This window comes from Streptomyces gelaticus, assembly GCF_014649535.1.
In the GTDB taxonomy this organism is placed as follows: Bacteria; Actinomycetota; Actinomycetes; order Streptomycetales; family Streptomycetaceae; genus Streptomyces; species Streptomyces gelaticus.
The window spans coordinates 102,642-126,316 of sequence record NZ_BMTF01000020.1 but is presented as its reverse complement, the minus strand read 5'-3'; the positions used below and the strand labels follow the sequence as shown (position 1 = coordinate 126,316).

Annotated in this window: 20 protein-coding genes; 12 read left to right on the top strand and 8 right to left on the bottom strand. The window is 71.1% G+C overall.

Translation table 11 applies throughout. The annotated features are described in order from the left end of the window. Positions 1 to 119: 119 nt before the first annotated feature. From IE107_RS25580 to IE107_RS25570, 3 genes are all read left to right on the top strand, one after another. Positions 120 to 731 carry a TetR/AcrR family transcriptional regulator gene (locus IE107_RS25580; protein ID WP_189546655.1) on the top strand — a complete coding sequence of 204 codons (612 nt, stop codon included), beginning with the start codon at positions 120 to 122 and terminating at the stop codon, positions 729 to 731. A 65-nt stretch (positions 732 to 796) separates the two neighbouring features. Next, positions 797 to 2,500: an acyl-CoA dehydrogenase family protein gene (locus tag IE107_RS25575; RefSeq protein WP_189546653.1), complete on the top strand. Its 1,704-nt coding sequence runs from the start codon at positions 797 to 799 to the stop codon at positions 2,498 to 2,500. A 62-nt stretch (positions 2,501 to 2,562) separates the two neighbouring features. Then, a complete protein-coding gene (locus IE107_RS25570; protein WP_189546651.1) occupies positions 2,563 to 2,853 on the top strand; it encodes a helix-turn-helix domain-containing protein in 291 nt (96 codons plus the stop codon). Positions 2,854 to 2,906: 53 nt separating this feature from the next. On the opposite strand, the gene IE107_RS25565 is transcribed toward IE107_RS25570, so the two are convergent. Both IE107_RS25565 and IE107_RS25560 read right to left on the bottom strand, forming a co-directional pair. Beyond that, the gene (locus IE107_RS25565; protein WP_189546707.1) at positions 2,907 to 4,019 is read right to left on the bottom strand and encodes an XdhC family protein; all 1,113 of its coding nucleotides are present in this window, start codon (positions 4,017 to 4,019) and stop codon (positions 2,907 to 2,909) included. Positions 4,020 to 4,282: 263 nt separating this feature from the next. Beyond that, positions 4,283 to 4,582 (bottom strand): DUF1876 domain-containing protein, encoded by a 300-nt coding sequence (locus IE107_RS25560; protein ID WP_189546649.1) that lies wholly within the window; start codon positions 4,580 to 4,582, stop codon positions 4,283 to 4,285. Positions 4,583 to 4,849: 267 nt separating this feature from the next. Here IE107_RS25560 and IE107_RS25555 point away from each other — a divergent pair, with 267 nt between their 5' ends. The 3 genes from IE107_RS25555 (at position 4,850) to IE107_RS25545 (ending at position 8,771) form a co-directional block, all read left to right on the top strand. Further along, positions 4,850 to 5,680 carry a PP2C family protein-serine/threonine phosphatase gene (locus IE107_RS25555; RefSeq protein ID WP_189546648.1) on the top strand — a complete coding sequence of 277 codons (831 nt, stop codon included), beginning with the start codon at positions 4,850 to 4,852 and terminating at the stop codon, positions 5,678 to 5,680. Between the two features lie 67 nt (positions 5,681 to 5,747). Next, complete coding sequence (locus tag IE107_RS25550) at positions 5,748 to 6,743, top strand: MASE1 domain-containing protein (protein WP_189546646.1); 996 nt, start codon at positions 5,748 to 5,750, stop codon at positions 6,741 to 6,743. A gap of 486 nt (positions 6,744 to 7,229) precedes the next feature. Continuing rightward, positions 7,230 to 8,771, top strand: coding sequence for an exopolysaccharide biosynthesis polyprenyl glycosylphosphotransferase (locus tag IE107_RS25545; RefSeq protein ID WP_189546706.1), 1,542 nt, complete (start codon positions 7,230 to 7,232; stop codon positions 8,769 to 8,771). 81 nt (positions 8,772 to 8,852) lie between these two features. Here the strand turns inward: IE107_RS25545 and IE107_RS25540 are convergent, their stop codons facing one another. After that, positions 8,853 to 9,836: a GDP-L-fucose synthase family protein gene (locus IE107_RS25540; RefSeq protein WP_189546643.1), complete on the bottom strand. Its 984-nt coding sequence runs from the start codon at positions 9,834 to 9,836 to the stop codon at positions 8,853 to 8,855. A gap of 129 nt (positions 9,837 to 9,965) precedes the next feature. Here IE107_RS25540 and gmd point away from each other — a divergent pair, with 129 nt between their 5' ends. The 4 genes from gmd to IE107_RS25520 all read left to right on the top strand — a co-directional run bounded on the left by gmd (position 9,966) and on the right by IE107_RS25520 (position 14,855). Beyond that, the gene (gene gmd, locus IE107_RS25535; RefSeq protein WP_189546641.1) at positions 9,966 to 10,979 is read left to right on the top strand and encodes a GDP-mannose 4,6-dehydratase; all 1,014 of its coding nucleotides are present in this window, start codon (positions 9,966 to 9,968) and stop codon (positions 10,977 to 10,979) included. Positions 10,980 to 11,083: 104 nt separating this feature from the next. After that, positions 11,084 to 13,339, top strand: coding sequence for a LamG domain-containing protein (locus IE107_RS25530; RefSeq protein ID WP_189546639.1), 2,256 nt, complete (start codon positions 11,084 to 11,086; stop codon positions 13,337 to 13,339). Then, entirely contained in the window at positions 13,336 to 14,031 is a 696-nt protein-coding gene (locus IE107_RS25525; RefSeq protein ID WP_189546637.1) for an Rv1352/Rv1906c domain-containing protein, read from the top strand. Before IE107_RS25530 ends, IE107_RS25525 begins: the two co-directional genes overlap by 4 nt. Continuing rightward, a complete protein-coding gene (locus IE107_RS25520; RefSeq protein ID WP_189546635.1) occupies positions 14,028 to 14,855 on the top strand; it encodes a glycosyltransferase family 2 protein in 828 nt (275 codons plus the stop codon). Before IE107_RS25525 ends, IE107_RS25520 begins: the two co-directional genes overlap by 4 nt. Here the strand turns inward: IE107_RS25520 and IE107_RS25515 are convergent. Together IE107_RS25515 and IE107_RS25510 are read right to left on the bottom strand one after the other, a co-directional pair. After that, positions 14,827 to 16,017, bottom strand: a complete 1,191-nt coding sequence (locus tag IE107_RS25515; RefSeq protein WP_189546633.1) for a glycosyltransferase — start codon at positions 16,015 to 16,017, stop codon at positions 14,827 to 14,829. The genes IE107_RS25520 and IE107_RS25515 overlap by 29 nt on opposite strands. A 58-nt stretch (positions 16,018 to 16,075) precedes the next feature. Continuing rightward, positions 16,076 to 16,975: an IS982 family transposase gene (locus tag IE107_RS25510; protein WP_189546631.1), complete on the bottom strand. Its 900-nt coding sequence runs from the start codon at positions 16,973 to 16,975 to the stop codon at positions 16,076 to 16,078. A 72-nt stretch (positions 16,976 to 17,047) separates the two neighbouring features. On the opposite strand from IE107_RS25510, the gene IE107_RS25505 reads away from it, so the two are divergent. Both IE107_RS25505 and IE107_RS25500 read left to right on the top strand, forming a co-directional pair. Further along, positions 17,048 to 17,698, top strand: a complete 651-nt coding sequence (locus IE107_RS25505; protein ID WP_189546630.1) for a bactofilin family protein — start codon at positions 17,048 to 17,050, stop codon at positions 17,696 to 17,698. Between the two features lie 181 nt (positions 17,699 to 17,879). After that, positions 17,880 to 19,349 (top strand): hypothetical protein, encoded by a 1,470-nt coding sequence (locus IE107_RS25500; protein ID WP_229867238.1) that lies wholly within the window; start codon positions 17,880 to 17,882, stop codon positions 19,347 to 19,349. Here IE107_RS25500 and IE107_RS25495 read toward each other — a convergent pair. From IE107_RS25495 to IE107_RS25485, 3 genes are read right to left on the bottom strand one after another with little or no spacing between them, the layout of a single operon-like run. Continuing rightward, positions 19,309 to 20,562, bottom strand: a complete 1,254-nt coding sequence (locus IE107_RS25495; protein WP_189546628.1) for an MATE family efflux transporter — start codon at positions 20,560 to 20,562, stop codon at positions 19,309 to 19,311. The genes IE107_RS25500 and IE107_RS25495 overlap by 41 nt on opposite strands. Next, positions 20,559 to 22,232, bottom strand: coding sequence for a lipopolysaccharide biosynthesis protein (locus IE107_RS25490; protein ID WP_189546626.1), 1,674 nt, complete (start codon positions 22,230 to 22,232; stop codon positions 20,559 to 20,561). Before IE107_RS25490 ends, IE107_RS25495 begins: the two co-directional genes overlap by 4 nt. After that, positions 22,229 to 23,491, bottom strand: coding sequence for a glycosyltransferase (locus tag IE107_RS25485; RefSeq protein ID WP_189546625.1), 1,263 nt, complete (start codon positions 23,489 to 23,491; stop codon positions 22,229 to 22,231). Before IE107_RS25485 ends, IE107_RS25490 begins: the two co-directional genes overlap by 4 nt. Positions 23,492 to 23,675: the final 184 nt, after the last annotated feature.

The following is a 23,675-nucleotide window of genomic DNA, read 5'->3' as shown; positions in this document are numbered from 1 at the left end:
GAGTCGGGGTCCGGCACCGACGGTGCCCGGCCGGGGGGACGATTCCGCGACGGACCATTGCACCGGGAGAACAACAGTGGTTGGCTGAACAACAGAAGATATGAATCGAGGTTCAGATCATGGCCTACCGGCCCACCGCCCGCACGGAGGCGACCCGGCTCGCCCATCGCGAACGGCTGCTCGACGCGGCACGGCAGCTGCTCGCCGAGGGCGGGTACCAGGCGGCCAGCATCTCCGCGCTCGCCCGGCGGGCCGGTGTCGCCACCGGGAGCGTGTACAACCACTTCGCCTCCAAGCAGGAGCTGCTCGCCGCCGTCTTCCGGCATGTGGCGGGCCATGAGCTCGACGCGGTGCGGGAGGCGGTGCGGGCACGCAGCAGCGCCGGCGAACAGCTGCGGGCCCTCGTCGAGGTCTTCTCGTACCGCGCGCTGCACAGTCCCCGTACGGCCTGGGCGCTGCTGGCCGAACCGGTCGATCCGCTCGTCGAGGAGGAAAGGCTCACCTACCGGCGCGGCTATCACCTGCTCGCCGAGACGGTCATCGTCGCCGGGATCACCTCAGGTGAACTGCCCCCGCAGAACGCCCAGTTGTCGGCTGCCGCCGTGATCGGGGCAGTCGGCGAGGCACTGCTCGGCCCGCTCTCGCCGGTCGGTGCGCGGACCGATCCGGAACCGGTCGTGGAAAGCATCACCGAGCTGTGCCTCAGAGCAGTCGGAGCCAAGAGCGCCTGAACACGAGCCGTCCGCCCCGATTCCCCCCACCGCCGCGACCGCCGACCAGGACAGGACCACCCGCCATGACCGTCGCTCAGCACCAAACCGGCCTGCCGGCCGGGGCCCCCGCACCGCATCCCACCCACGAGGTCACCAACCAGGCACCGCCCCGGCAGGACCTCGACGAGTACGGCACCAACCTGCCGCTCGCCGAGGCCGTACGCGCCTTCGGCGCGGACTGGCACGAACCGGAGCTGCACGAGATCGGCACGCTGGTCGGCTCCGAGCGCTTCCAGACCTCCACGGAGCTCGCCCACGCCTCGCCTCCCGTCCTGCGCACCCACGACCGGTACGGCAACCGCATCGACGAGATCGAATTCCACCCCGCGTACCACGAGGTCATCGGTGCGGCCGTGCACCACGGCACGCACACCGCGGGCTGGGCCGACCCGAAGCCCGGAGCGGCGGTGGCGCGGGCGGCGTCGTTCATGCTGTTCACCCAGATCGAGGCCGGCCACGCCTGCCCGATGTCCATGTCGCATGCCGTGGTCCCGGTCCTGCAGCGCGATCCGGAGGTGGGACAGGACTGGCTTCCTGGCCTGCTCAGCCGCGCGTACGACCCCCGCCCGATCGCTCCGGGCAGCAAGTCCGGGCTGACCTTCGGCATGGGGATGACGGAGAAGCAGGGCGGCTCCGACGTACGCGCCAACACCACGCGGGCCGTCCCGCTGGCCTCCGGCCCAGGGGGCCGGGCCCATCTGCTGACCGGGCACAAGTGGTTCTTCTCCGCCCCGCAGTCGGACGCCTTCCTGGTGCTGGCCCAGGCCGAGGCCGGACTCACCTGTTTCCTGGTACCGCGGGTCCTGGCCGACGGCACCCGCAACACCATCCGCATCCAGCGGCTGAAGAACAAGCTCGGCAACAAGTCGAACGCCTCCTCCGAGGTGGAGTTCGACGGCACCTGGGCGGTCCGGATCGGCGAACCCGGCCGGGGCGTCCCGACCATCATCGAGATGGTCGACCACACCCGGCTCGACTGTGCGCTCGGCACCACCGCCGGCATGCGCCAGTCGGTCTCGGAGGCGATCTGGCACGCACGGCACCGCAGCGCCTTCGGCGCCCGCCTGTCCGACCAGCCGGCCATGACGGCGGTCCTCGCCGATCTGGCGCTGGAGACGGAGGCCGCGACCTGGACCTCGCTACGTCTGGCCCACGCGTACGAGAGCGGCAGCGGCGAATCGGAGAGGTCGTTCCGTCGGCTGGCCACCGCGGTGTCCAAGTACTGGATCTGCAAGCGCGGCCCGCACCACGCCTACGAGGCGCTGGAGTGCCTGGGCGGCAACGGCTACACCGAGGACTGGCCGCTGGCCCGGCGCTACCGCGAGCAGCCGGTGATGGCGGTGTGGGAGGGGTCCGGCAATGTCATCGCCCTCGATGTGCTGCGCGCCATCGGAAGGACACCGCAGTCGCTGGACGCGTTCTGGGCGGAGCTGGAGACCACGGCCGGTGCCAGTTCCGTACTGGACGCACATGTCCGCCGGGTGCGCCGGGAGCTCACCGAGGACCTGCGCGACCCGCTCGCGGCACAGACCCGCGCCCGCGCAACGGTCGAGGGCATGGCGCTGGCCCTGCAGGCCTCGCTGATGCTCCGTCATGCTCCGGCGGCCTCGGCCGAGGCGTTCGTGGCCGCCCGGCTCGGCGAGGCCCGCGGTCACCAGTACGGCGTCCTGCCGCGCGGCACCGACGCCGCGGCGATCGTGGAGCGGCACTTCGGCACCGGCGGCTGAGCCGTCACCACCGCTCCCCGGTCGGTGAGGCGTGCGGGCGGGCTCGGGTCGCGCGGCGGCTCGTGTCCGCCCGTCGCCGCCGCCGCGGATGGACCGAGACGGAATGGGCGGACGCCGAGGAACGGCTTCGCTCCCGCGGCCTGCTCGACGCGGAGTCTGGTGTCACCCCAATCGGTCACCGGGAGCGGGAGCTCGTCGAGGACACCACCGACCGGCCGGCCGCCCGGCTGCTGCGCCCCCTCGCCGAGAACGCCGCGGACGAACTCCTCGCCGCCCCTGAGCTGCCGGCCCGGCAGGTGCTGGGGGCGGAGCCGCTGCCGTTCCCCAGCCCGATCGGCCCGCCCCGGTCCTGAGTGCTGTCCCGCGCCGCAGGGTCCGGACCGCGGGAGCACGGGCGCCGGCGCGGTCACCCGGCTCCGGGCCGCGGGCGGTGGATCGCCCCGGCCGTGTCCGTCAGGGGGCTGCCCGTGCCGCCCCAGCGCAGCGCCACGATCTCCGCGGCGATGGACACGGCCACCTCCTCGGGGGTGCGCGCCCCGATGTCGAGGCCGATGGGGGATCGCAGCCGGGCCAGTTCCGCTTCGCCGAGCCCCGTCCCGCGCAGCCGGGCCATGCGGTCCTCGTGGGTCCGGCGGCTGCCCATCACACCGATGTACGCGGCCGGGGTCCGCAAAGCCACTTCCAGCAGCGGGACGTCGAACTTGGGGTCGTGGGTGAGTACGCACATCACGGTCCGCCCGTCGGTCTCCGTGCCGCGCAGGTACCGGTGCGGCCAGTCGACGACGACCTCCGCTCCGTCGGGGAAGCGACGGGGGTCGGCGAAGGCGGGGCGGGCGTCGCAGACGGTCACCCGGTATCCGAGGAACGCGCCGATCCGGGCCACCGCCGCCGCGAAGTCGATCGCGCCGAAGACCAGCATCCGGGGCGGCGGGGCGAACGACTGGAGGAACACGGCGACATCGTCCTCGCGCCGTTCGCCGTTCGGGCCGTAGTGCCGCAACCCCGTTGCCCCCTGGGCGAGTTCCCCGCGCGCATCGGCGGTCACGGCGGCGTCGAGGCCGCTCGCGCCCAGTGACCCCGCAACGGTGTCCGGCCGGACCACGAGGGCGGCGCCGCGCGGGGCGGGGCCGTCGGCCACGGTGGCGACCACCACCGGGCGGTGCCCGGCGACCGCCGCGGCGACCTCGCCGAAGGCGGTGTCGTCCGCCGCCGTCACCCGGCGCACGAGGAGGGTGATCTCGCCGCCGCAGGTCAGTCCGACGGCGAAGGCGTCCTCGTCGCTGTATCCGAAGGTCTCCAGCCGGGCCCGGCCGGTCTCCACGACCTCCTTGGCCAGTTCGAAGACCGCACCCTCGACGCAGCCGCCGGAGACGCTGCCCACGACCTCGTCGTCCGGTCCCACCGCCATCGCCGCACCGGGGCCACGCGGCGCGCTGCGGCTGACCGCGACGACGGTGGCGAGCCCGAACGGCTCCCCCGCGGCGTACCAGCGGTCGAGCACCGGCAGGATCTCACGCATCGGACACCACCACTCCCCGCACCGCTGCGCCCGGCTGCTCCAGGCTGCCAGGCCGTGCCCCTCGACGTACGCGTCCACATGCGGCAGCGCCGCCATGCCCGCCGCGAGCGGCGCGTAACCGGGCTGCGCCCTGCGGGGGCCGGCCCGGACCACGCGGTGCGCCAGTCGGTGCAGCCGGCACATCTGGGTGGCGCGCGGTGCGGGGTCGGCGCGCCGTGCCGTCCGCCGTCATCGAGACGCGGGTCATAGGTGCTCCCGGGAAGTCAGGCCGTAGTGTCGGACCATGCGTAGGGCGGGGCCACGGGTCCACTCGCGGGTCCGGCGCCCACGGTCTCCAGTTCCTCGTCGGCGGCCTTCATCAGCTGTGCTGCGATGTCCTTCATGGCACGGCTCGCCGCGAGCTCGTCGCCGATGAGCGGTACGTCCACGTCCTGCGGGTTGCAGCGGGCGATCCCGTGTCCGGTGAGCTGCCCGGTGCCGGTGTCCAGCACCGCCTCAGCCCTGGTCGTCCCGTCGTCCTCGGTCAGACCGAGGCGGAGTCTCCACTCCAGCGTGCGGGTCATCGCGCACCTCCTGCGACCGCGTCCGGCCGGGATGCGCCGCTTCGACGCGGTCCTGTCACCAGCATCCACCCGCCCGCGTGGGTTCGCGCGCTCCGGCTCGTCCTGCGGAGATCACACGGCCGAAATAGGATGCGGGGTGTCGAATTCCACCGAAGACGGGCGGCAGCCGGCCGCCGCACCGGGATCCGGTCCGTCGGCGCCCCGGCCGGCGCCGCCGCGGCAGGCCCCGTGGTGCGCCGCTCGGACGAACGCAGTGCGGAGCGGCCCATGAACCGGCGTCGTCCTCCCCGTTCGGCGAGCGCCGAGGAGCTGCTGACCACCTTGCAGCAGCTCACCTCCCGGGCCCGCCGCCAGGTGGAGCTCCATCAGGCCCGGGTGGAACTGGCCGAGGTGATCCAGCGCGAGATGCTCCCCGCGGCGCTGCCCGCCCGCCCCGGGCTCCAGACCGCCGCCCGGTACACACCGGCCCGCAGCGGGCTGGACATCGGCGGCGACTGGTACGACGGATTCGTGCTGCCGGACGGCGCGCTGGCCTTCGCCATCGGGGACGTACAGGGCCATGACGTCGAGGCCGCCGCGTTCATGGGCCAGGTCCGCATCGCCATGCGGGCGATCGCCGCCACCGCCACGGACCCCGGCGAGGTCGTGGGACGTACCAACGACCTGCTGGTCTCGGCGGGCTCCGGCCTCTTCGCGACCTGTACGTTCGTCCGCCTCGACCCGGAGTCCCGGGAACTGCACAGTGCCCGCGCCGGGCACGTCGCCGCGGTGTGGGCCACGGCCGACGGGCGTTGCGGGGTGACCAGCGACGAGGGCGGGCTGCCCCTGGGGATCCAGGCGGGCGAGGAGTATCCGGTCACCCGGCGGCGGCTGACGGACCCGGGGGCGTTCGTACTGGTCACGGACGGGGTGGTCGAGGGCCCCTCGTTCCCGATCGACCGAGGTCTGGAGACGGTGACCCGACTGGTGCGCGCACGAGTCGGTGCCGACGCGGGCGAGCTGGCCGACGCGGTGCTGCGGGCGGCGGAGCAGACCGGGCACCAGGACGACGCCGCCGTCCTCGTGATACGCCACGGAACCGGCGCCGGCCACTTCTGACCGGCCGGACGGGTGCCGAGCGTGTCAAACAGCCGCCACCCGTCCGGGGCGGTGTCTGATGAGATGTGTGATCCGCAGCGAGAGAACCAGACGTACGGCCTCGACCGTACTGCGCGCCCTGGCCGTCGCCGCTGCCTACTACGCGGCCGGAGGGCTCGGCCTCATCCGGGAGGTGTCCGTCCACGGTGCGGTCGTCACACCGCTCTGGCCGCCGACGGGCATCGCACTGGGCGCCCTGATCTACCTCGGCCTGACCGCCTGGCCCGGCATCGCGCTGGGCTCCCTGCTCGTCGTCGCCACGCTCAGCGGTTCGGTCTCGCCCTCCACCTTCGCCGTCGTGGCGGGCAACACAGCGGCCCCCGTCTGCGCGTACCTCATACTCCGCAGGGCCGGGTTCCGCAGCGAGCTGGACCGGCTGCGCGACGGGGTCCTGCTGGTCTTCCTCGGTGCGCTGGCCGGCATGTCCATCAGCGCGACCGTGGGCACGGGCATGCTGCTGTTGGACGGCAAGCTTCCCCTGAGCGGGTTCTGGCCGGTCTGGGCGGCATGGTGGTCGGGGGATGCGATGGGGGTGCTCGTGGTCACTCCCCTGCTGCTGGTGCTGCGCAGGCTGCGGATGCCGCGGGCCACCGACCGGTGGATCGAGGCGAGCATGCTGCTGATCGTCTCCGTCCTGGTCTCGCTGGTGGCCACCCGGAGCTCACTGACGATGATCCACCTGGCGTTTCCGCTGCTCATCTGGGCGGCGCTGCGCTTCCAGCTGGCGGGGAGCGCGCCCTGCGCGCTCCTGGTCTCGGTCCTGGCCGCGGTCGCGGGAACGCAGGGCGTGGGGCCGTTCGAGGACCAGAGCATCCTGCATGTGATGGTCCACCTCGCCGTGTTCAACGGCTGCGTGGCCCTGACCGCGCTGCTGCTCGCGGCGGTCGTGACCGAGCAGAGCAATATCCGGCAGAGGATCGAGCGCGCCTGCGAGGAACTGGCCGAGGTGGTGGACCATCTGGCGCCTGGCAGGGCCGCGACCGCGTGGCCGTCCCGGCCCGAGGACGAACCGGACGGCCACTGAGCCCCGGCCGGGGACGATTGCGACCGCCGCTGAACCCGGCCCGGGAACGGGTTCGGCAGCCGCTGAGCCTCATGCGTCCCGCCACCGTCACCGCTCGTCGACTCTCCGCGTCGGCAGATCACACCGAAACGATCCGGCCACCGGCCGTCACCGTTCGTCCGCTCGCTCGTTTGTTGGCCGGGGAAGGTCTCCCGACAGCGTGCCGTCGCGGATGAACCTGGTGGACGGGCCGAGCAGTTGCTGGCGTACATGTCCGCACACAACCCGATTCAGGTGCATTCCAAATGCCAACACTTACCCACAGACGCAGAGATCCGGCACGGAACGGGACGAGATCTGAGTCAGTGTGCATGTCTGAACTTCACGAGAACTCCAGCGAAATGGCACGTGTGTGGATATCGTGCACCGAGCGAGGGCGCATCCGTCGGTCCATGGGATCGACGGATGCGCCCCGTTTATGACGATGCAACTGTGACTGGGGGGTTCATGGGGCATGTCGAGCTACCCGATTCGGACACATCAGCGCTCGTGGGGCTGGCGGGCGCGCCACGGCCACGGTCTGTCTCGAACCGGCCTCGCGGCAACGAACTCGGCGAACCGTGGAGGACGCCGAGCGCCCGGCGCGATCGCTGCGGACCGGCCGCCGCGAAGAGAAGGACGGCCCCCCGGTGCATACCGGTGGTCGTCGGCGCCGAATTCCTCGGCCTCGGCGTTCCGGCCTGGCTCCTGCTGCGCACCGGCGGACAGCCCCGGACCTCGGTGGCCGCGGCGGTCGTCCTGGCCGCACTGGTGTGGTCCGGCCTGCGGGCCGTGCGCGGCCGGTACTCGGACCGCCGTCCGGGCGGACCGCCGGGGGTGCTGAGCACCATCGCCGACTGGCTGCTGCTCATGGGTGTGCTCGCCGTGCTGTGCACCGTGACCGGCGATTCGACCGGTCCCGCGACGGCGGTCACGGCACTGTTGCCCGGCCTGCCCGCGGGGATCGCGGCACAGGCGCTGTGGCGGGGGTACCGGCGGCGGGCGGTCCGGCGGGTGCTGGTGGTGGGCGAGGCTCCCGGAGTGGAGCGCGCCGTGCGGTTGCTCGCGTCCCGTACGGACCATCCCTACGCTGTCGTGGCCGCCGTCCCGGTGGGGACGAGGCCGCTGGAGTGCGGGGTTCCGGTGCCGGGCCGGCTCGCACCGGCGCCCGCCGACGACGTGTCGACCGTACTGGGCGGGGCCTTCGCCCAGGACGCGGACCTGGCGCTGGTGGTTCCCGGGCCTCGGCTCTCCGGGGAACGGCTGCACCGGCTCTCCTGGGGCCTGCACGAGGGCGGGCTCCCGCTGTCCGTGCTGTCGGAGCTCTCGGGCATCGCGGCCCGCCGGGTACGCCCCACCGCCGCGGCCGGTCTCACCCTGCTCCATATCGCGCCACCGCTGCGCCGGGGGCCGCAGCCGGCCCTGAAGGCCGTCGTGGACCGCGCCGGCGCCGCTCTCGGCCTGCTGACCCTGGCACCCCTGCTGCTCCTGATCGGGGCGGCGGTGCGGCTCGGCTCGGGCGGGCCGGTGTTCCACCGCCAGACCCGCCACGGGCAGCACAACCGGCCATTCACGATGTGGAAGTTCCGCACCATGGTGGCCGACGCCGAGAGCCGCAAGGAACGGCTCCTCGCCGCGAACGAGACCGACGGCCCGATGTTCAAGATGCGCCGCGATCCCCGGGTCACCGCGATCGGCCGGCTGCTGCGCCGGACCTCCCTGGACGAGCTCCCGCAGCTGCTCAATGTTCTCCGTGGCGAGATGTCACTGGTCGGTCCACGCCCTCCGCTGCCGGAGGAGGTGTCCCGCTACGACGAGCGCGAGCTCCGGCGGCTCGCGGTGAAACCGGGACTGACCGGCCTGTGGCAGGTCAGCGGCCGCTCGGACCTCACCTGGCAGGAGACGGTCTCGCTGGATCTGTGGTACGTCGACAACTGGTCGGTGGCCACGGACATGGGGCTCATGGCCCGTACGCTGCGTGCCGTCGCCGACGGCCGTGGGGCGTACTGAGAGCGGCGGCCGTCGATGCGAGGAGTGCCGAGGCTCCCGCCCTGTGCGGCCGGGCCGTGCCGGCCGGTCCACCGAGCCCGCTCAGAGCGGTGCGGTCCGCCGCTCCAGCCACCATGCGTAGGTCTGGGCGATCCCGTCACGCAGCGCGATCCGCGGCGCGAAGCCGAGCGCGGTGAGCCGGGAGACGTCGAGCAGCTTGCGAGGGGTGCCGTCCGGCTTCGTCGTGTCCCACTGGATCGCTCCTCGAAACCCCGTCACATTCCGCACGATCTCGGCAAGTTCACTGATCGCCAGGTCGGAGCCGCAGCCGATGTTGACCGGATCGTCACCGTCGTAGCGCTCCAGCAGCAGGAGGCACGCCGCGGCCAGATCGTCGACGTGCAGGAATTCCCGGCGCGGGCTCCCGGAGCCCCAGAGCGTCACCGCGGACGAGCCGTCCCGGCGTGCCTCGTGGAAGCGGCGGATCAGCGCGGGCAGCACGTGCGAGGTCTCCAGGTCGAAGTTGTCGCCCGGACCGTAGAGGTTGGTGGGCATGGCGCTGATGTACGAGGCTCCGTACTGCCGGCGATACGACCGGGTCTGCACGATCCCGGCGATCTTGGCCAGCGCGTACGCCTCATTGGTCGGCTCCAACGCGCCGGTGAACAGGGCGCTTTCGGGGATCGGCTGCGGGGCGAGCCGGGGGTAGATGCAGGACGAGCCGAGGAAGAGCAGCCGCTCGACCCCGGCCGCGTGCGCCCCGGCGACGACGCTCAGCTGGATGCGCAGATTGTCCTCGAGGAACTGCACCGGGTGGGTGCTGTTGGCCATGATCCCGCCGACCTTGGCGGCGGCCAGCACCACGGCGTCCGGTCGGATCTCGCGGAGAAACGCCTCGGTCCGCGCGGCGTCGCGGAGATCGAGGTCTGCGCGATCGCGGGTGATCACCTCGTACTCCTCGGCGGCGAGACGACGCACCAGCGCCGAGCCGACCAGGCCGCGGTGGCCCGCGACGAAGACACGGGCACCGGATCGCAGAAGAGGGCGGACGGATTCCTGGGGCGGGCCGGGGAGATCAGTCGTCATGGGCCGGATTCTGCCAGCAGCCGCAGCCCGTGGTGATGGTCTGCCGCGAACGGCTCGATTCAGGTATGTCGGCGGGGAGTATTCGGTGCGGAACAACAGCCACTCAGACGACCAGAGAAGGGGGACGCCGTGGCGAAGACCGCGCTCATCACCGGTGTGACCGGACAGGACGGTTCCTATCTGTCCGAGCTGCTGCTCGACAAGGGGTACACGGTCCATGGGCTGATACGGCGCTCGTCGAGCTTCAACACCGAGCGCATCGACCACATTTACCAGGGACCGGAGGAGGAGAACCGTTCGTTTCTGCTGCACCACGCCGACCTCGCCGACGGTGTCGCGCTGGTGAATCTGCTGCGCGACATCCGGCCGGACGAGGTCTACAACCTGGGAGCACAGTCCCATGTCCGCGTCTCGTTCGACGCTCCGCTGTACACGGGCGACATCACCGGGCTCGGCACCGTCCGACTGCTGGAGGCGGTCCGCGCGAGCGGGATCGACACGCGTGTCTATCAGGCGTCGTCCTCGGAGATGTTCGGCGCGAACCCGCCGCCGCAGAACGAACGGACCCCGTTCCATCCGCGGAGCCCGTACAGCGTCGCCAAGGTCTACTCGTACTGGTCAACCGTCAACTACCGTGAAGCGTATGGCATGTTCGCGGTCAACGGGATTCTCTTCAACCACGAGTCCCCGCGCCGCGGCGAGACCTTCGTGACCAGGAAGATCACTCGTGGGGTGGCCAGGATCAAGGCGGGTCTGCAGACACATCTCCATCTGGGAAACCTCGATGCCGTACGCGACTGGGGCTATGCCCCCGAGTACGTCGAGGCGATGTGGCGGATGCTCCAGTGCGACGCCCCGGACGACTACGTGGTCGCCACCGGCGAGGGGGTCAGCGTCCGGCAGTTCCTGGAGTACTCCTTCGCGCACGCGGGACTGGACTGGCGCGAGCATGTCCGCTACGACGCCAAGTACGAACGCCCCAGCGAGGTCGACGCGTTGATCGGGGATGCCACCAAGGCCGAGGAACTCCTCGGCTGGAAACCGGTGGTGAGATCACGGGAGCTCGCCGGGATCATGGTCGATGCGGACATCCGCCAGCTGTCCGACCAGCTCGCCGGTGCGGCCGTGCGGGTGGACCGATGAGATCGCCCGGCACCAACACGACACAAGGCTCCACCGCACTCCCGGTGGAGCCGGGCGCCGCGACCGGCCCGGCCGCGGCTCGTTCACACCTTCGGAGCCGAATGATGAACGCAACCACGGGGCGCCGACGCCCCGGACGCGGCCGGGTACGTGCCGCCGCCGCCGCGCTCTGCCTGCTCGCCGGAGCGCTGACCGCCGCCGCATCCGGGGGCACCCCGGCCGAGGCCCTCACCCCGCCGGTCTCCCTGACCGCGGACGACCTCACCACCTGGCAGACCAACGGCATCGTCTGGTCGATGGCCGGGTCGGACGCCGGAGTCGTCTATACCGGCGGTACCTTCTCCACCGTCCGGCCGCCGAAGGCGGCACCCGGCACCTCGGAGCGGCCCGCGGTGAACTTCGCCGCCTTCGACGCCGCGACCGGTACTCCGACCGATTGCAGCCTCTCGTTCACACTCTCCTCCGGCACGGCGACCGTACGGGCCCTGGCGCTCTCGCCGGACCAGAAGACCCTTTACGTGGGTGGGCGGTTCGGCTCGGTGAGCGGTGTCGGGGTGAGCAACATCGCCGCGATCGACACCGCCACCTGCACCCCGCGGCAGGACTTCAAGGTCGCCGTCTCCGCGACGGTGCGGGCCCTCGCCGTCACCGCCGATACCGTGTACCTGGGCGGTGACTTCAACTCGGTGGCAGGACAGACCAGGAACAAGTTCGCCGCGGTCACCACCGGTGCCGCCCTCAAGGCGTGGAAGGCCGACGCCGACGAAGTGGGCCGGGCCGTCGAGCTGACGCCCGATGGCAAGCACGTACTGCTCGGCGGCAATTTCTTCACCGTCAACGGCAAGACGTCGCATGCGCTGGCGGTGGTGGACGCCACTACCGGCGCCGTGACCAAGAGTTATCCGGCCGGATTCATTCCCGACACCTCCACGGTGCAGGACCTGACCACGGACGCCACCGGCTTCTACACCGCCAACGAGGGCACCGGAGGGGGCGTCTTCGACGGCCGGATCGCGCTGAACCTGAGCACCTTCGAGCAGCGCTGGCGGGACACCTGCCTCGGTGCCACCCAGGCCGTCCTCGTGCACCAGGGCGTGCTGTACAGCGGGAGTCACGCCCATGACTGCGCCACCATGGGAGAATTCCCGAACCAGCCACGCAAGCATCTGCTGGCCCAGTCCGTCGACGATCCGAAACTGCTCCCCTGGTTCCCGGACACCAACGACGGAATCGGGGAGCCGGTCGGGCCCCGAGTGATGGCCCAGGCCGACAAGGACGGGCATCACTATCTGTGGGTCGGCGGCGAGTTCACCACCGTCAACGGCGCTGCCCAGCAGGGCCTGACCCGGTTCGCCGACGGCCCCGACACCGGGGCTCCGTGGGTTCCCAACGTCAGCCTGTCCACGGTCGCCGCGGGCAAGGTGGAGGTCAACTGGCAGGCGAGCTTCGACACCGACGACGGCGAACTCACCTACCGAATCTACCGGGACGGCGCGAGCACCCCGGTACACACCACGACAGGCCGCTCAGTGTTCTGGGACCGGCCGCAGCTGAGGTGGACCGACACGGACGTGGCCGCGGGCGAGACCCACTCGTACCGGATCAGTGCGAGCGACGGCACCAACACCAGCGCCAAGTCGCCCGCCGTCTCCGCGACCGTGGCATCCGCGGCCGAGAAGTATCCCGCCAAGGTGCTCGCGGACGGCGCCTCTCTCTACTGGCGCTACGACGACACCTCGACCTTCGCGGGTGACACCGGCGGCGGGCGGGACAACGGCTTCGTGCGCAACTCCCCCACCCGGCTGCTGACTCCGGCCGCCGTGGCGGGTCCGTCGACCGCGATCGGGCTCAACGGCTCGAACCAGTACGTCTACAGCAACAAGCGCCATCCGCAGCCGACCAGGTTCTCGGTGGAGACCTGGATCAGGACGACGACCGCCAAGGGAGGGAAGATCGTCGGCTTCGGCAGTCTGACCATGCAGAACAGCACCCAGTACGACAAGCACGTGTACATGCGCGACGACGGCCGACTGGTCTTCGGGGTGAAGAGCGGCAGCACCCGGACCATCACCACACCCACCGCCTACAACAACGGTGCCTGGCATCACGTCGTGGCCACACAGGGCCCCGGTGGCATGGCGCTGTACGTCGACGGGAAGCTCAGCGCCTCGACCGCCCTGTACACCGGCAACGAGAAGTACGACGGCTACTGGCGGGTGGGCGGGGACAACCTGAATGGCTGGCCGAACAAGCCGACGAGCAACTTCTTCGCCGGGCAGATCGACGAGACCGCCGTCTACCCGACCGCGCTGAGCAGTTCGCAGGTCAGTGCCCACTACGCGCTGAGGACAGCCGGATGAGGCATCCGTTCCGGGCCGGTGCCGCCGTCGTCGCACTGACGGCGGCGCTGGCCGCCTGCGGCTCGCCCTCCGACGGGGACAAGGGGGCGGGCAGCGCCGGACCGTCGGCGGCGCGAACGCCGCTCACCGCCCCGTCGGCCGGGCCCGGCACCGCCACGCCCGATGGCTCCCCGACTCCGCACACGAGCGAGCCGCCGAAGCTCCCCTCCGACCAACTCACCCCGGCCACCGGATCGTTCACCCGGAAGCAGAAGGACTACCTGGTCGACCGGGTGCCCAGGGGCATGGACCCGGCGGCTGTCCTCCAGACCGGTCAGGAGACCTGCGACCGGCTGGGATTCCTGGTGAAGGCCGACCGGGACGTGGCGGTCGGCGCGATCGTGACCGGCGAGATCGCCGATGCGGAACCCGCCGTCGAGCACCTCTGCACCCAGCACCGGGACCTGCTGCGGGAGGCCGGCCGGGGCTACGCGGACGGCACGTACCGGGGCGAGCGGCTCCGGCCGGGCCGTTACCGCGTCGTCTCCCCCACCGGAAACTGCGCCTGGCGGATCACCGGGGCGGACGGCAGGTCCCTGGCCTCCGGCTCCGTCACCGCCGGGAAGCGGGACTCGGTCACCGTCCCCCGGAAGGCCCGCGCCTTCACCTCCACAGGCTGCTACGCCTGGCTGCCCGAAGGAGACCTCGGATGAGCAAGCTGCCGATAGCCGTGGTGATCCCCACGAAGAACGAGGGGCTCAACATCGCCGAGGCGGTGAAGTCGGTACGCGGCCACTTCGAGGCGGTCGTCGTCGTCGACTCGCACAGCACGGACGACACGGCGAAGATCGCCGAGGACTGCGGGGCCGAGGTGATCACGTACACCTGGGACGGCGGTCATCCGCGCAAGAAGCAGTGGTGTCTGGACCACGTCCGCACGGACCTGGACTGGATCCTGCTGCTCGACGGGGACGAGCGGATCGGCCCCGGTCTGCTGGCCGAGCTGCGGCAGGTCTTCGCCGACCCCGCCGCACCGAAACCCGCCGCGTACGACATTCCGCTCGGCTACTGGTTCTCCGGGAAGCGGCTGCGGCACGGGTACACCATCCGCAAGCGTTCGCTGACCGACCGGACCCGCTGCCGGTACCCGGAGGTGGGGGATCTCGACGCGCCGGGAATCGGTGAGGTCGAGGGCCACTATCAGCCGGTCGCCGATTCGGTCCGCTCCCTCCGCAATCCGATCGAGCACCAGGATCTCGACCCGGTCGCCGCCTGGTTCGATCGGCACAACCGCTACTCGGACTGGGAGGCGTGGCTGGAGCACCACCCCGAGGTCAAGGAGCAGGTGCGGAGGGTGAAGTCGCGCCAGGGGCAGCTGTTCCACAAAGCACCGTTCAAGCCGCTGGTGTCGTTCGCCTACATGTATGTGTACCGGCGGGGGTTCCTCGACGGGCGGGCCGGATTCGACTTCGCGCTGGCGATGAGCTTCTACCGCTGGCAGATCGCGCTCAAGTCCCGTGAGGGCAGGACGAGGTGAACCGGCGGGCTCTGCGGCGGACCACGTCCTCGTAGGTCCGCCGGAGGGCCGCGGTCACGGCCTCGATGGTGAAGTCATCATTGACCAGGCCCCAAGCAGCCCTGCCTGCCCTGGAGTTGGCGTCCGGTTCGAGAAGTTCCAGAACTGCCGTGGCGACCTTGTGCGCGTTCTTCCCGTCCTCACCGACGCGGCTGTCGATCACCCGGCCCGCGCCCGCGCGCGCCACATCGGGGCCGAGTCCGCAGGTACGGGTGATGACCACGGGGGTGCCGACCGACATCGCTTCGAGGACGGACACGCCCAGGGGCTCCTCGATCGACGGCAGTACGTACACATCGGCCTGCCGCCCCGCCGCCAGGACCTCTTCGTGCCCGAGCGGGCCGACATGGTCGAGCGAGCCCGTCACCCCCAGCTCGCGGGCGAGTTCGAGCGTCGCGGGCAGGGCACCGGTGTCGGGGCCGGCCAGCACGAAGCGGGCGTCCGGGTGCTCGGCCAGGACCGTCGGCATCGCGGCGACGAAGTCCTGCGGGCGCTTGCGCTCCTGGATCCGGGCGAGGAAGAGGACCGTCGGCGGCCGCCCCGGGGACCGGGCGGGCTTGAACTCCTGCGGGCGTACGCCGTTGACGAGCCGTACGGTGCGGGTCAGCGGGACCGGCGCGGCGACCGCGTTCACATCGAGGCGCTCGGCCTCGGTGAGGTGCAGTACGGCGTCGGCCCCGCGCAGCACCTTGCGTACCCCCAGCAGGTCGGTCAGCCGGGCGACCCGGTTCTCGGTGGGGTCCACCATGCCGTGGGTCTGGACGACCAGAGGTGTGCCGCAGGCCAGTGCGAGCAGCGCGGCGGGGAGTGTCACCAGGTCGCGCATCAGGTGGATGTGGACGATGTCGGCGCCGCGCATCATGCGGCGCGCGGCGTGCAGGAGCGCGCCGGAGGTGATTCCGCTGACCTCGAACGCGGGGAGGAGATGGCGTGCCCGGAAGAGATGCGCCGGCACTCCCTCCACCTCGCGCGGGAGGAGGCCCTCGAAGCCGTCGCCGAGCGCCATGATCCTGGCGTCGTCGCCGGCGGCCCGCTGGATCTTCGACAGATTGAGCGCCACCCTGGTGGGGCCGCCGAACGCATGGTCCGGGGTGTGCAGTGTGACGATGTGCAGGATCTTCACCAGGGTTCCCCTCGAACTCGGCCGGCCTTGTGCAGACTAGATGATCTATTCCAAGGGGTCAGTGATCGTAGGCGATCAGTGAGCGTAGGACGGTTTGTCCGGTGGCGTCGTTGTGCCAGATCGCGGCGGTCAGCGCGAGGATGCGTTGCATGACGCGGGCTATGACACCTCCGGGTGTGCGCCCTCGGTGCTGTTCGAGGTCAAGCTGTCCCTTGAAGGTCTCGTTGATCGATTCGATGACCTGTCGCAGCGGCTTGAACAAGGCTGCGCCAGGCCGTTCCCGTTCACCTTTACGGGCAGGCCGCAGCAACTGGACTCCATGCTCGGACAGTTCGCGTTCGAAACCACGGCCGAAGTAGTTCTTGTCGCTGATGAGAGTCTGTCGGGGGCGCTCTCGCAGAAGCTCGCATTCGGCGGCCAGGAGGTCAAGGAGGGTCTCGCGTTCGTCGGCCTTGGCCCCGGTCAGGGCGAAGGCGATGGGCAGGCCCTGAAGGGTGCAGACCAGGTGCAGGCGCAGGCCCCAGAAGAAGCGGCTGTGGCTGGCGCAGTAGCCGTATTCGGCCCAACCTGCCAGGTCCTCGCGGGAGCGGCCGCATTCCACCGGGGTGGAGTCCACGACCCATACGTCGTCCCTCCACACCGAGGTGGTGGTGGCCAGGATCCGGTTGACGCTTCGCATCAGACCGGCGGCCTTGCGCAGCCGCTTGTTGTAGCCGGGCTGCTGGGGCAGGTAGGGGAAGAGGTGGCGCAGGTGGGCACGGGCATGGCGGAGCCATTTGGCCTCGGAGGTGTAGCCGATTATGGCCTGCATCGTGGCGAGGGTGACCAGTTCGGCATCGCTCAGGCGCGGTGCGATGCCGACCGGTGGTCGCCACGGTGCCAAGTCCGGATGCTCCTTCAGCAGGTCGTCGGCCGTCGCATAGAGTGCCGTCGCGAGGGTGTCCAGGTTGTTCGTCACAAAGCAATTTTGGACGCCCTCGTTCTCGTCTCCGCAGGCGCCCCTCGGGATTGATCACCTACATTGGGCAGCATGTCCGCGAGTCTGTTGCCACAACATCGAATCCTCGACGCTGAACAGGCCGAAAGGATGTTCGCGGTATCGGCCGACGTCGGGTATCCGTACCGGGATTTCGCTCGCGAGCAGGAGATTCGCCTGTACGCTACCGGTCTGACCGTTGACGGCGACCTTGTCTCACAACCACCCGGTGACTGGAATCCCTGCAACGTGATCGTGGCGGGGGACCTGACCGTCGGTGGGGACCTGTCGTGGTCGTCCTATGGTGGCGGCTGCTTTCTGCTGGTGACTGGAGACCTGCGGGCACGTAATATCTTCGTCGCCGGAGAGCCGAACGTGGTGGTGCGCGGTGACCTGACCGCGTCGAACGGCGTCTTTGGTCACGACAACTACGGCATCCTGGTCGTCTGCGGACGCACCACCGCCCGCATAGTCATCAACACCTCCGGCTTCAACATGGTGTTCGCCGAAGATCCCCAGGCGTTCGTCATGGGTCATCCGAACCGCCAGAACTTCGCGAGCGATATCGACGACGAGCTGGAGCTCGAAGACGTCTTGGCCACCGACCTTCTCGACCACGACGGCGCCAACTTCGCGGCGATCCGTGCGGCGTTGGCGGCCGGACGGTCGATCCTGCGGCCAGGCATCTCCAGCGACGCATCTTGACCGGCCACCCGGAGGCCTGTAACGCCAAATTGCTTCGCCGGCCGCGGCCTGGTGCTGCGTTGCGGCAACGACGAGCGCTCGTACGCGCAGGCGATCCTTGGAATCGATCATCTAGTCATCCAAACCCCCCAAGTGGGCTGATTCGTTAGAGTGTTCACCGGTCCACGGGAACGGGGAGCACATGACGTCCGTGCGCGAGGCGGCGCCGCCGGCGAAGCCCATGTCGTGGGCGATGCTCTCGCGCGCCCTGGCCGTACCCCTGATCCTCGCCCTGGTCTGCTTCCTGCCCGCGGTGATCGCCGCGCAGCCGGGGACCGGCGTCCGGGACACCGCCCACTGGCTCCAGCTGGTGCTGACCTGTTATGCGGGGACCCGGCTGGCGACCGTGATCCTCTCCACCCGACGGCGGCTGCTCCAGGGCGTCTTCTGGATGTTCGTGTACATCGCGATGGGAGTGGCGCCGTTCGCCCAGGCCGTGATCGGGCAGACACCCACGCCGCTGGTCGGGCCGCGGTCGGATCTGGTGACGGCCGTCGTGCTGATCCTGGTGGGCTGTGCCGCGTTCGACCTGGGGGCTCTGCTGGCGTCCCGGCGGCCGCTGCGGCGGCGGACCGCCGTGCGCTCCGGGGCCGGTCCGGCCGTGGCCCACCGGGTACGGCTCAGGCTGCTGGTGCTGCTGGCCTTCGCGGCGAGCGGCTACTACATCCTGAAGCTCGGGGGGCCCGCCGTCTTCTTCACCAGCCGTCAGGAGATCAGCGCCTCGGTCGCGGCCAGCGGGGTGGGTTCGGGCGGGTCCCAGGTGGGTTCGGCCTTCCTCAAGGGCTTCGGGACGGTGCCCGCGCTGCTCGCGCTACTCCTGTACACCCGCCGTCTCGTGACCTCGCGCAGGGCCCGGCGTTCCCCGTCGACGGTGCTGGTCTGGCTCGGGCTGGCCGGCCTCAACGCGATCGTCAACAACCCCGTCTCCAATGCCCGTTACTGGTTCCTGACGGTACTGGTCTCGCTGCTGTTCACCGCGTTCCCGAGCAGCGCGGCGATGTACCGCTCGGTACTGGCCGCGGGGGTGGTCGGGGCGCTGGTGCTGTTCCCGTACGCGGACCGGTTCCGCTACGACAGCTCCGGGTACCGGCCGGTGGAGTCCTCCTCGGTGTTCGAGCCGCTGGCCACCAAGGACTACGACCAGACGGTGATGTTCGCCAACACCATCACCTGGGTCGACACCCGCGGTCACACCTACGGCCGTCAACTGGCGGGCTCCGCACTCTTCTTCGTGCCCCGGGCGGTGTGGAACGGCAAGCCGGAGGACACCGGGGTGCGCGTCGGCCAGTGGATGGGGATGAGCATGACCAACCTGTCGGCGCCGTTGTGGACGGAGCTCTGGGTGGACTTCGGCGCGCCGGGCATGGCCGGTGCCTTCGCGCTGATCGGGTACGTGGCTGCCCGTACCGACCGGCGGTACGCACGGGCCGTCTCGCGGGAGGGGCCGGGCCCCGGCAGTGTGCTGGCCGTCACCGTGCCGCTGATCGCCGGGTACACCTTCATTCTGCTTCGTGGGCCGCTTTTGCAGGCGGCGGGGAAGCCGGCCGTCGCGGCGCTCTGCCTGCTGCTGGTCACAAGCTTCCGGGTCCAGGCCGGGCGGCGTCCGCGCTGAACGCCGGACGTTCGGCGGCGGGGCGGCGCAACAGTCCGGCCACCCTGGTCCAGGTGGCCACCGCCTTGCACACGGATCCCAGGCACAGGCCCCAGGCGGCGCCCGGAATCCCTCCGAGCAGGTAGCCGCCGGTCAGGAAGGCGACGGCTGCGAACGAGAAGACCACCTGGATGCCGAGGGTGGTCCGCGGGTCGAGGATGCGCAGGGCCAGCAGTCCGCAGGTGCCGACGGCCATCGCCGCGTACTGACTGCCGGTCGCCGGGAGCAGGGCGGCCGCCGTGGGCCAGGTGTCGCCGAGCAGATGGCGTCCGACCGGGCCGGGCAGCAGGGCCAGTACGGTGGCCCAGGCGGCCGCGGTGGCTGCCAGGACGGCGGCGAGCGTCGCGGCGGTCCGTACCCTGCGCCGTTCGCCGTCGAGTCTTCCCAGCAGAGGCGGGCCGAAGCCGGTGGCCGAGGTGAACAGCACGTTCAGCGGTCCGAAGAGGGTGGTCGCGCCGCGCAGGGCGCCGACCACCAAGGGGCCCGCGACCGCGCCGAGTCCGAGCACGGAGAGCTGGCCGGTGGCATTGCCCACCGCGAACTCCACCACGAAGCGCCGCCCCAGATGGCCTCGCCGCAGCAACTCCTTCGGTCTCAGGGGCGTACCGGCGGCCCGTCGGTGCAGCAGGGCGGCCGAGAGCAGCAGGGCCGGCAGTGCGGACAGCCCCCAGACGGTGACCAGCCGGGCGGCCGGGGCACCGTGCGGCTGCGCGGCCAGCGCGCCCAGCACGCAGACCAGTCGCAGCGTGTCGCCTGCCAGCGCCAGGTGTGGCAGGTGCAGTGTGGAGAAGGCGTACCGCATGGTGTCCTGGCCCAGGACGACCGGAAGGACGAGTCCCAGCGCCATCAGGGCCTGCGCGGTACCTCCCGGCAGCATGAGACAGACTCCGGCCAGCAGGGCTCCGAGCACCGTCGCCGCGAGCAGGGTGAAGGCGACCGCCGACCGGCAGGCGCCGCGTACCTCCTCGCTCCCGCCGCGCCGCAGCACGAGCGGCTGCCCGGTGTAGGCGCCGGACACGCCCAGCAGCACGGTGAAGACGAGGTAGACCGCGGAGAAACGGGCGAAGCCGGCCACCGTGGAGAGCCTGGCGGCCGTCACCAGCACCAGGATGTTGGTGAGCGCGGCCACGCCCTGGTCCGCGACCGAGCAGACGATCGCGGTCCGTGCCCTCATCTGTGTCCGGCGGCGGAGTCGAAGGGGCGCAGCCCCAGCGTCTCGGCGGGGTCATCGGCGTACTCCAAACCTCCGTCCGCACTCCCCCGGCGCGGCCGTCCACCGCCCGTGCGGCGCTTGGCCGCCTTCTTGAGGGCGCGGCGCTCGTGACGGCTGCGGCCGGGGTGCAGAAGAGCGCCGAGCACGGAGCCACCCGCCGCCTGGATGATCTCCCGGATCCGCTCCAGGTCACTGCGGTGGACCTCGCGCGGGTCGCAGACCACCACGACGTCCTCCACCCGGTCGAACAGCGCGACGGCGTCGGCGTACGACAGCACGGGCGGGGCGAGCACGATGACGACGGCACCGGGCCGGTCGCCCGCGGCGAGGATCACCCCGACGGGTGCCGAGGTCAGGGCGCGCGCCACATTGTCCGTACGCCGGCCCGCGATCAGGGTGAAGGCACCCGATCCGGGTACGTCGACATTCTTCCGGCTCTCCGACGGCCAGGCCAGTTCACCCCGGTTCACCCAGCGGGGCGGGGCAGCCTGCACCGCCGGGCCCAGGTCCCTGGCCAGGGCGGGGGTCCGCAGATCGGCCTCGACCAGGATGACGTCACGTCCCATCTCGGCGAAGGCCGCCGCCAGGTTGGCCGCGGCGGCAGCCGCCCCCGTGCCGTCCCCGCGCGGGGCCGTGACCAGTAGCCGGCGGCGCTGGGCGAACGAGGGATCGTAGGCGAGCCGGAAGGCCACCGCGCGGTACTCCTCGGCCAGCCGGCTGCCGCTGCGCCCGATGGCCAGCAGCGTTCCGGCGGACGCCCGTTCCCTGGGCAGGGTGCCGAGCAGGGGTGCGCCGAGCGAACGGACCAGTTCCCGGGTCGAGCGCACGGCCGGGTCGAAGACCAGGCGTACCCACGACAGGAGCAGCCCCAGGGCGAGGCCGATGCCGCCGCCGAGCCCCAGCAGCAGGGGCAGCCCGGCGCCGGTGGGCCCGGTCGGTTCGGCGGGTTTCTTCGTCAGGTATCCGGGCGTGGTGTCCAGGGCGCGCAACTCGGAGATCTTCCGGCTGAGTTCGGAGATCGCGACCACGAGGTTGGCCCGTGCTCCGGCCACGTCGTCGCTGCCGGTGGCCTGCTCGGTCAGCTGGTCGCGCTGTGCGGTGAGCGGGCTCAGCTGGGCTCGGTAGCCCTCGACCATGTTGGCGATGCTGTTCTCGGTGCGCTGTTTGCGTATCTCCAAATAGGCGTCGGCCAGCGCCTGGGCCCGCTCCTTCGCGAGGACGGGGGTGCGGCCGGTGTAGGAGAAGCGGAGCACAAGGGTGTTGGGCGGGTTGGTGACCTGGAGACCGGACAGCAGCGGTCCGACCTCCACCCGGTCCCCCTGCCTGGCCAGGGTGGCGACGGCCACGGTGCCCACGGAGTCGCTGACGGCGGTCTGCCGCTCCGAGCCGATGTTGATGCCCTTGTCTGCGGAGGCGCCTGCGGCGAAGGGGTCCGAGGCGGCGGAGCGTACGACGACCTCGCCCGTCGAGGTGTAGCTCTCCTCGCCGCTCAGGGCGAGCCAGCCGCCGCCGAGGAGCCCGACGACCACGCCGGAGGCGAGCAGGGCCCGGTAGCGCAGGAGCTGACGGAACTGGTCCCTCAGCAGCGCGGGTTCGTCCTGGTCCTCCAGGGCGCGGATCGGCTGGTTCATCGACGTGGTCTCCCTTGTGTGTCCGCGAGGACCTCGGTGAGCAGGGCGTCGAAGCGGGCCAGGCCCGCCTCGCGGCTCAGGTGACGTGCGGCGTACTGCGGCCCGTTGGCCCCGAGCGCGTCCGCTTCGGCCGGTGCCTCGATGAGCTTGCGTACGGCCGACAGCAGGGCCGCGGGGTCCTCCGGGGCGACGAGCAGCCCGGCACCGGACCGCTGGACCTCCTGTGCGGTGCCTCCCGCACCGGCGACCGAGGCGACGACGGGCCGGCCCGAGACGAAGTAGGACGTGAGCTTGGACGGGACGCTCATGTCGAGGACGGACGCCCGCTGTGTCACCGCGAGTACGTCGGCGGCGGCGAGGATGTCCGTGAACTCGCCCGCGTCGGCCGGCGGCAGGATGTCGAGGTTGCGCAGGCCCGCGGCGCGCCCCAGCAGCGCCTCGCGCTGATTCCCGTCCCCCATGAGCACCACGCGTACGTCCGGAGCGAGCCGGGCCGCGTCGACGAGGACCTCCAGCCCCTGCTTGAGTCCCATGTTCCCGGAGTGCAGGACGACCGGGGTGCCCTCGCTCCAGCCCATGCGCGCTCGGGTACCGGCCCGGTCGGCGGAAGGCGCCCGCACATGCGACCAGTTGGGCACGGTGCGAATGCGTGCCGGGTCCACTCCGTACGCGATGACGCGGGGCACGAAGCTCTCGTGGATGACACCGACGAGGGCCGCGGAACGCAGCGCGTACCGTTCGGCGGCCGACGCTGCGGCCGCCGCCCTGCCTCCGCCCCGGATGCCGCTCTGCGCGGCGGCAGCACCCATCAGGTCCTGCACCACCGGTATGTACGGGGCACGGTGGCGGGCGGCGAGCCTGGCACCGATGACACCACCGGCGAGGCTGGGAATCTGGGAGACCACCGTGTCCGGGCGCGAGGCGGGCGGCGACAGCAGACCATGCGCGAGCACCGTCGCCTCGAACGCGGCTCTGCGCAGGGCGGTCTGACGGGGCGGCACATAGTGTCTTCGGCGGTGCACGGTGACCCCGGCCCGCTTCTCGGTGACCCGCCACACCCCCCGGTACTCCGGGTCCGTCCGCCAGGAGGGGTAGTGCGGCATTCCGGTCAGTACGTGCGTATCGGCCCCGGCCGCGGCCCAGTGCTCGGCGAGCTGCGCCGCGTACGGGCCGATGCCCGTCAGCTCCGGTGCGTAGTTCGTCGAGACCAGCAGCAGGGTGCGGTCCTCGAACGGCTTGTGACACTCGGCATCGGACATGGACGCTCGCCTTCCCCCGGAACAATCTGCCTCCCCCAAGGAGCAGCCCCAAAAGCGAGCTTATCCGTTCACGTGATGCGCAAGTGGCCTTCACAGTAAGGTCGTTGCACCATCAGTACCGATACCGATATCCCACCGCACCGGATGCCATGTCCGGACAACTTCCATGGGAGACCGGCATCGC

What these genes read in the sequence shown, in the direction of transcription:
- IE107_RS25565 (WP_189546707.1), bottom strand. Translation starts at nt 4,019, where the DNA reads ATGCGTGAGATCCTGCCGGTGCTCGACCGCTGGTACGCCGCGGGGGAG.
- IE107_RS25575 (WP_189546653.1), top strand. Translation starts at nt 797, where the DNA reads ATGACCGTCGCTCAGCACCAAACCGGCCTGCCGGCCGGGGCCCCCGCA.
- IE107_RS25530 (WP_189546639.1), top strand. Translation starts at nt 11,084, where the DNA reads ATGAACGCAACCACGGGGCGCCGACGCCCCGGACGCGGCCGGGTACGT.
- IE107_RS25555 (WP_189546648.1), top strand. Translation starts at nt 4,850, where the DNA reads ATGAACCGGCGTCGTCCTCCCCGTTCGGCGAGCGCCGAGGAGCTGCTG.
- IE107_RS25485 (WP_189546625.1), bottom strand. Translation starts at nt 23,491, where the DNA reads ATGTCCGATGCCGAGTGTCACAAGCCGTTCGAGGACCGCACCCTGCTG.
- IE107_RS25525 (WP_189546637.1), top strand. Translation starts at nt 13,336, where the DNA reads ATGAGGCATCCGTTCCGGGCCGGTGCCGCCGTCGTCGCACTGACGGCG.
- IE107_RS25490 (WP_189546626.1), bottom strand. Translation starts at nt 22,232, where the DNA reads ATGAACCAGCCGATCCGCGCCCTGGAGGACCAGGACGAACCCGCGCTG.
- IE107_RS25495 (WP_189546628.1), bottom strand. Translation starts at nt 20,562, where the DNA reads ATGAGGGCACGGACCGCGATCGTCTGCTCGGTCGCGGACCAGGGCGTG.
- IE107_RS25505 (WP_189546630.1), top strand. Translation starts at nt 17,048, where the DNA reads ATGTCCGCGAGTCTGTTGCCACAACATCGAATCCTCGACGCTGAACAG.
- IE107_RS25540 (WP_189546643.1), bottom strand. Translation starts at nt 9,836, where the DNA reads ATGACGACTGATCTCCCCGGCCCGCCCCAGGAATCCGTCCGCCCTCTT.
- IE107_RS25500 (WP_229867238.1), top strand. Translation starts at nt 17,880, where the DNA reads ATGACGTCCGTGCGCGAGGCGGCGCCGCCGGCGAAGCCCATGTCGTGG.
- IE107_RS25545 (WP_189546706.1), top strand. Translation starts at nt 7,230, where the DNA reads ATGGGGCATGTCGAGCTACCCGATTCGGACACATCAGCGCTCGTGGGG.
- IE107_RS25520 (WP_189546635.1), top strand. Translation starts at nt 14,028, where the DNA reads ATGAGCAAGCTGCCGATAGCCGTGGTGATCCCCACGAAGAACGAGGGG.
- IE107_RS25560 (WP_189546649.1), bottom strand. Translation starts at nt 4,582, where the DNA reads ATGACCCGCACGCTGGAGTGGAGACTCCGCCTCGGTCTGACCGAGGAC.
- IE107_RS25580 (WP_189546655.1), top strand. Translation starts at nt 120, where the DNA reads ATGGCCTACCGGCCCACCGCCCGCACGGAGGCGACCCGGCTCGCCCAT.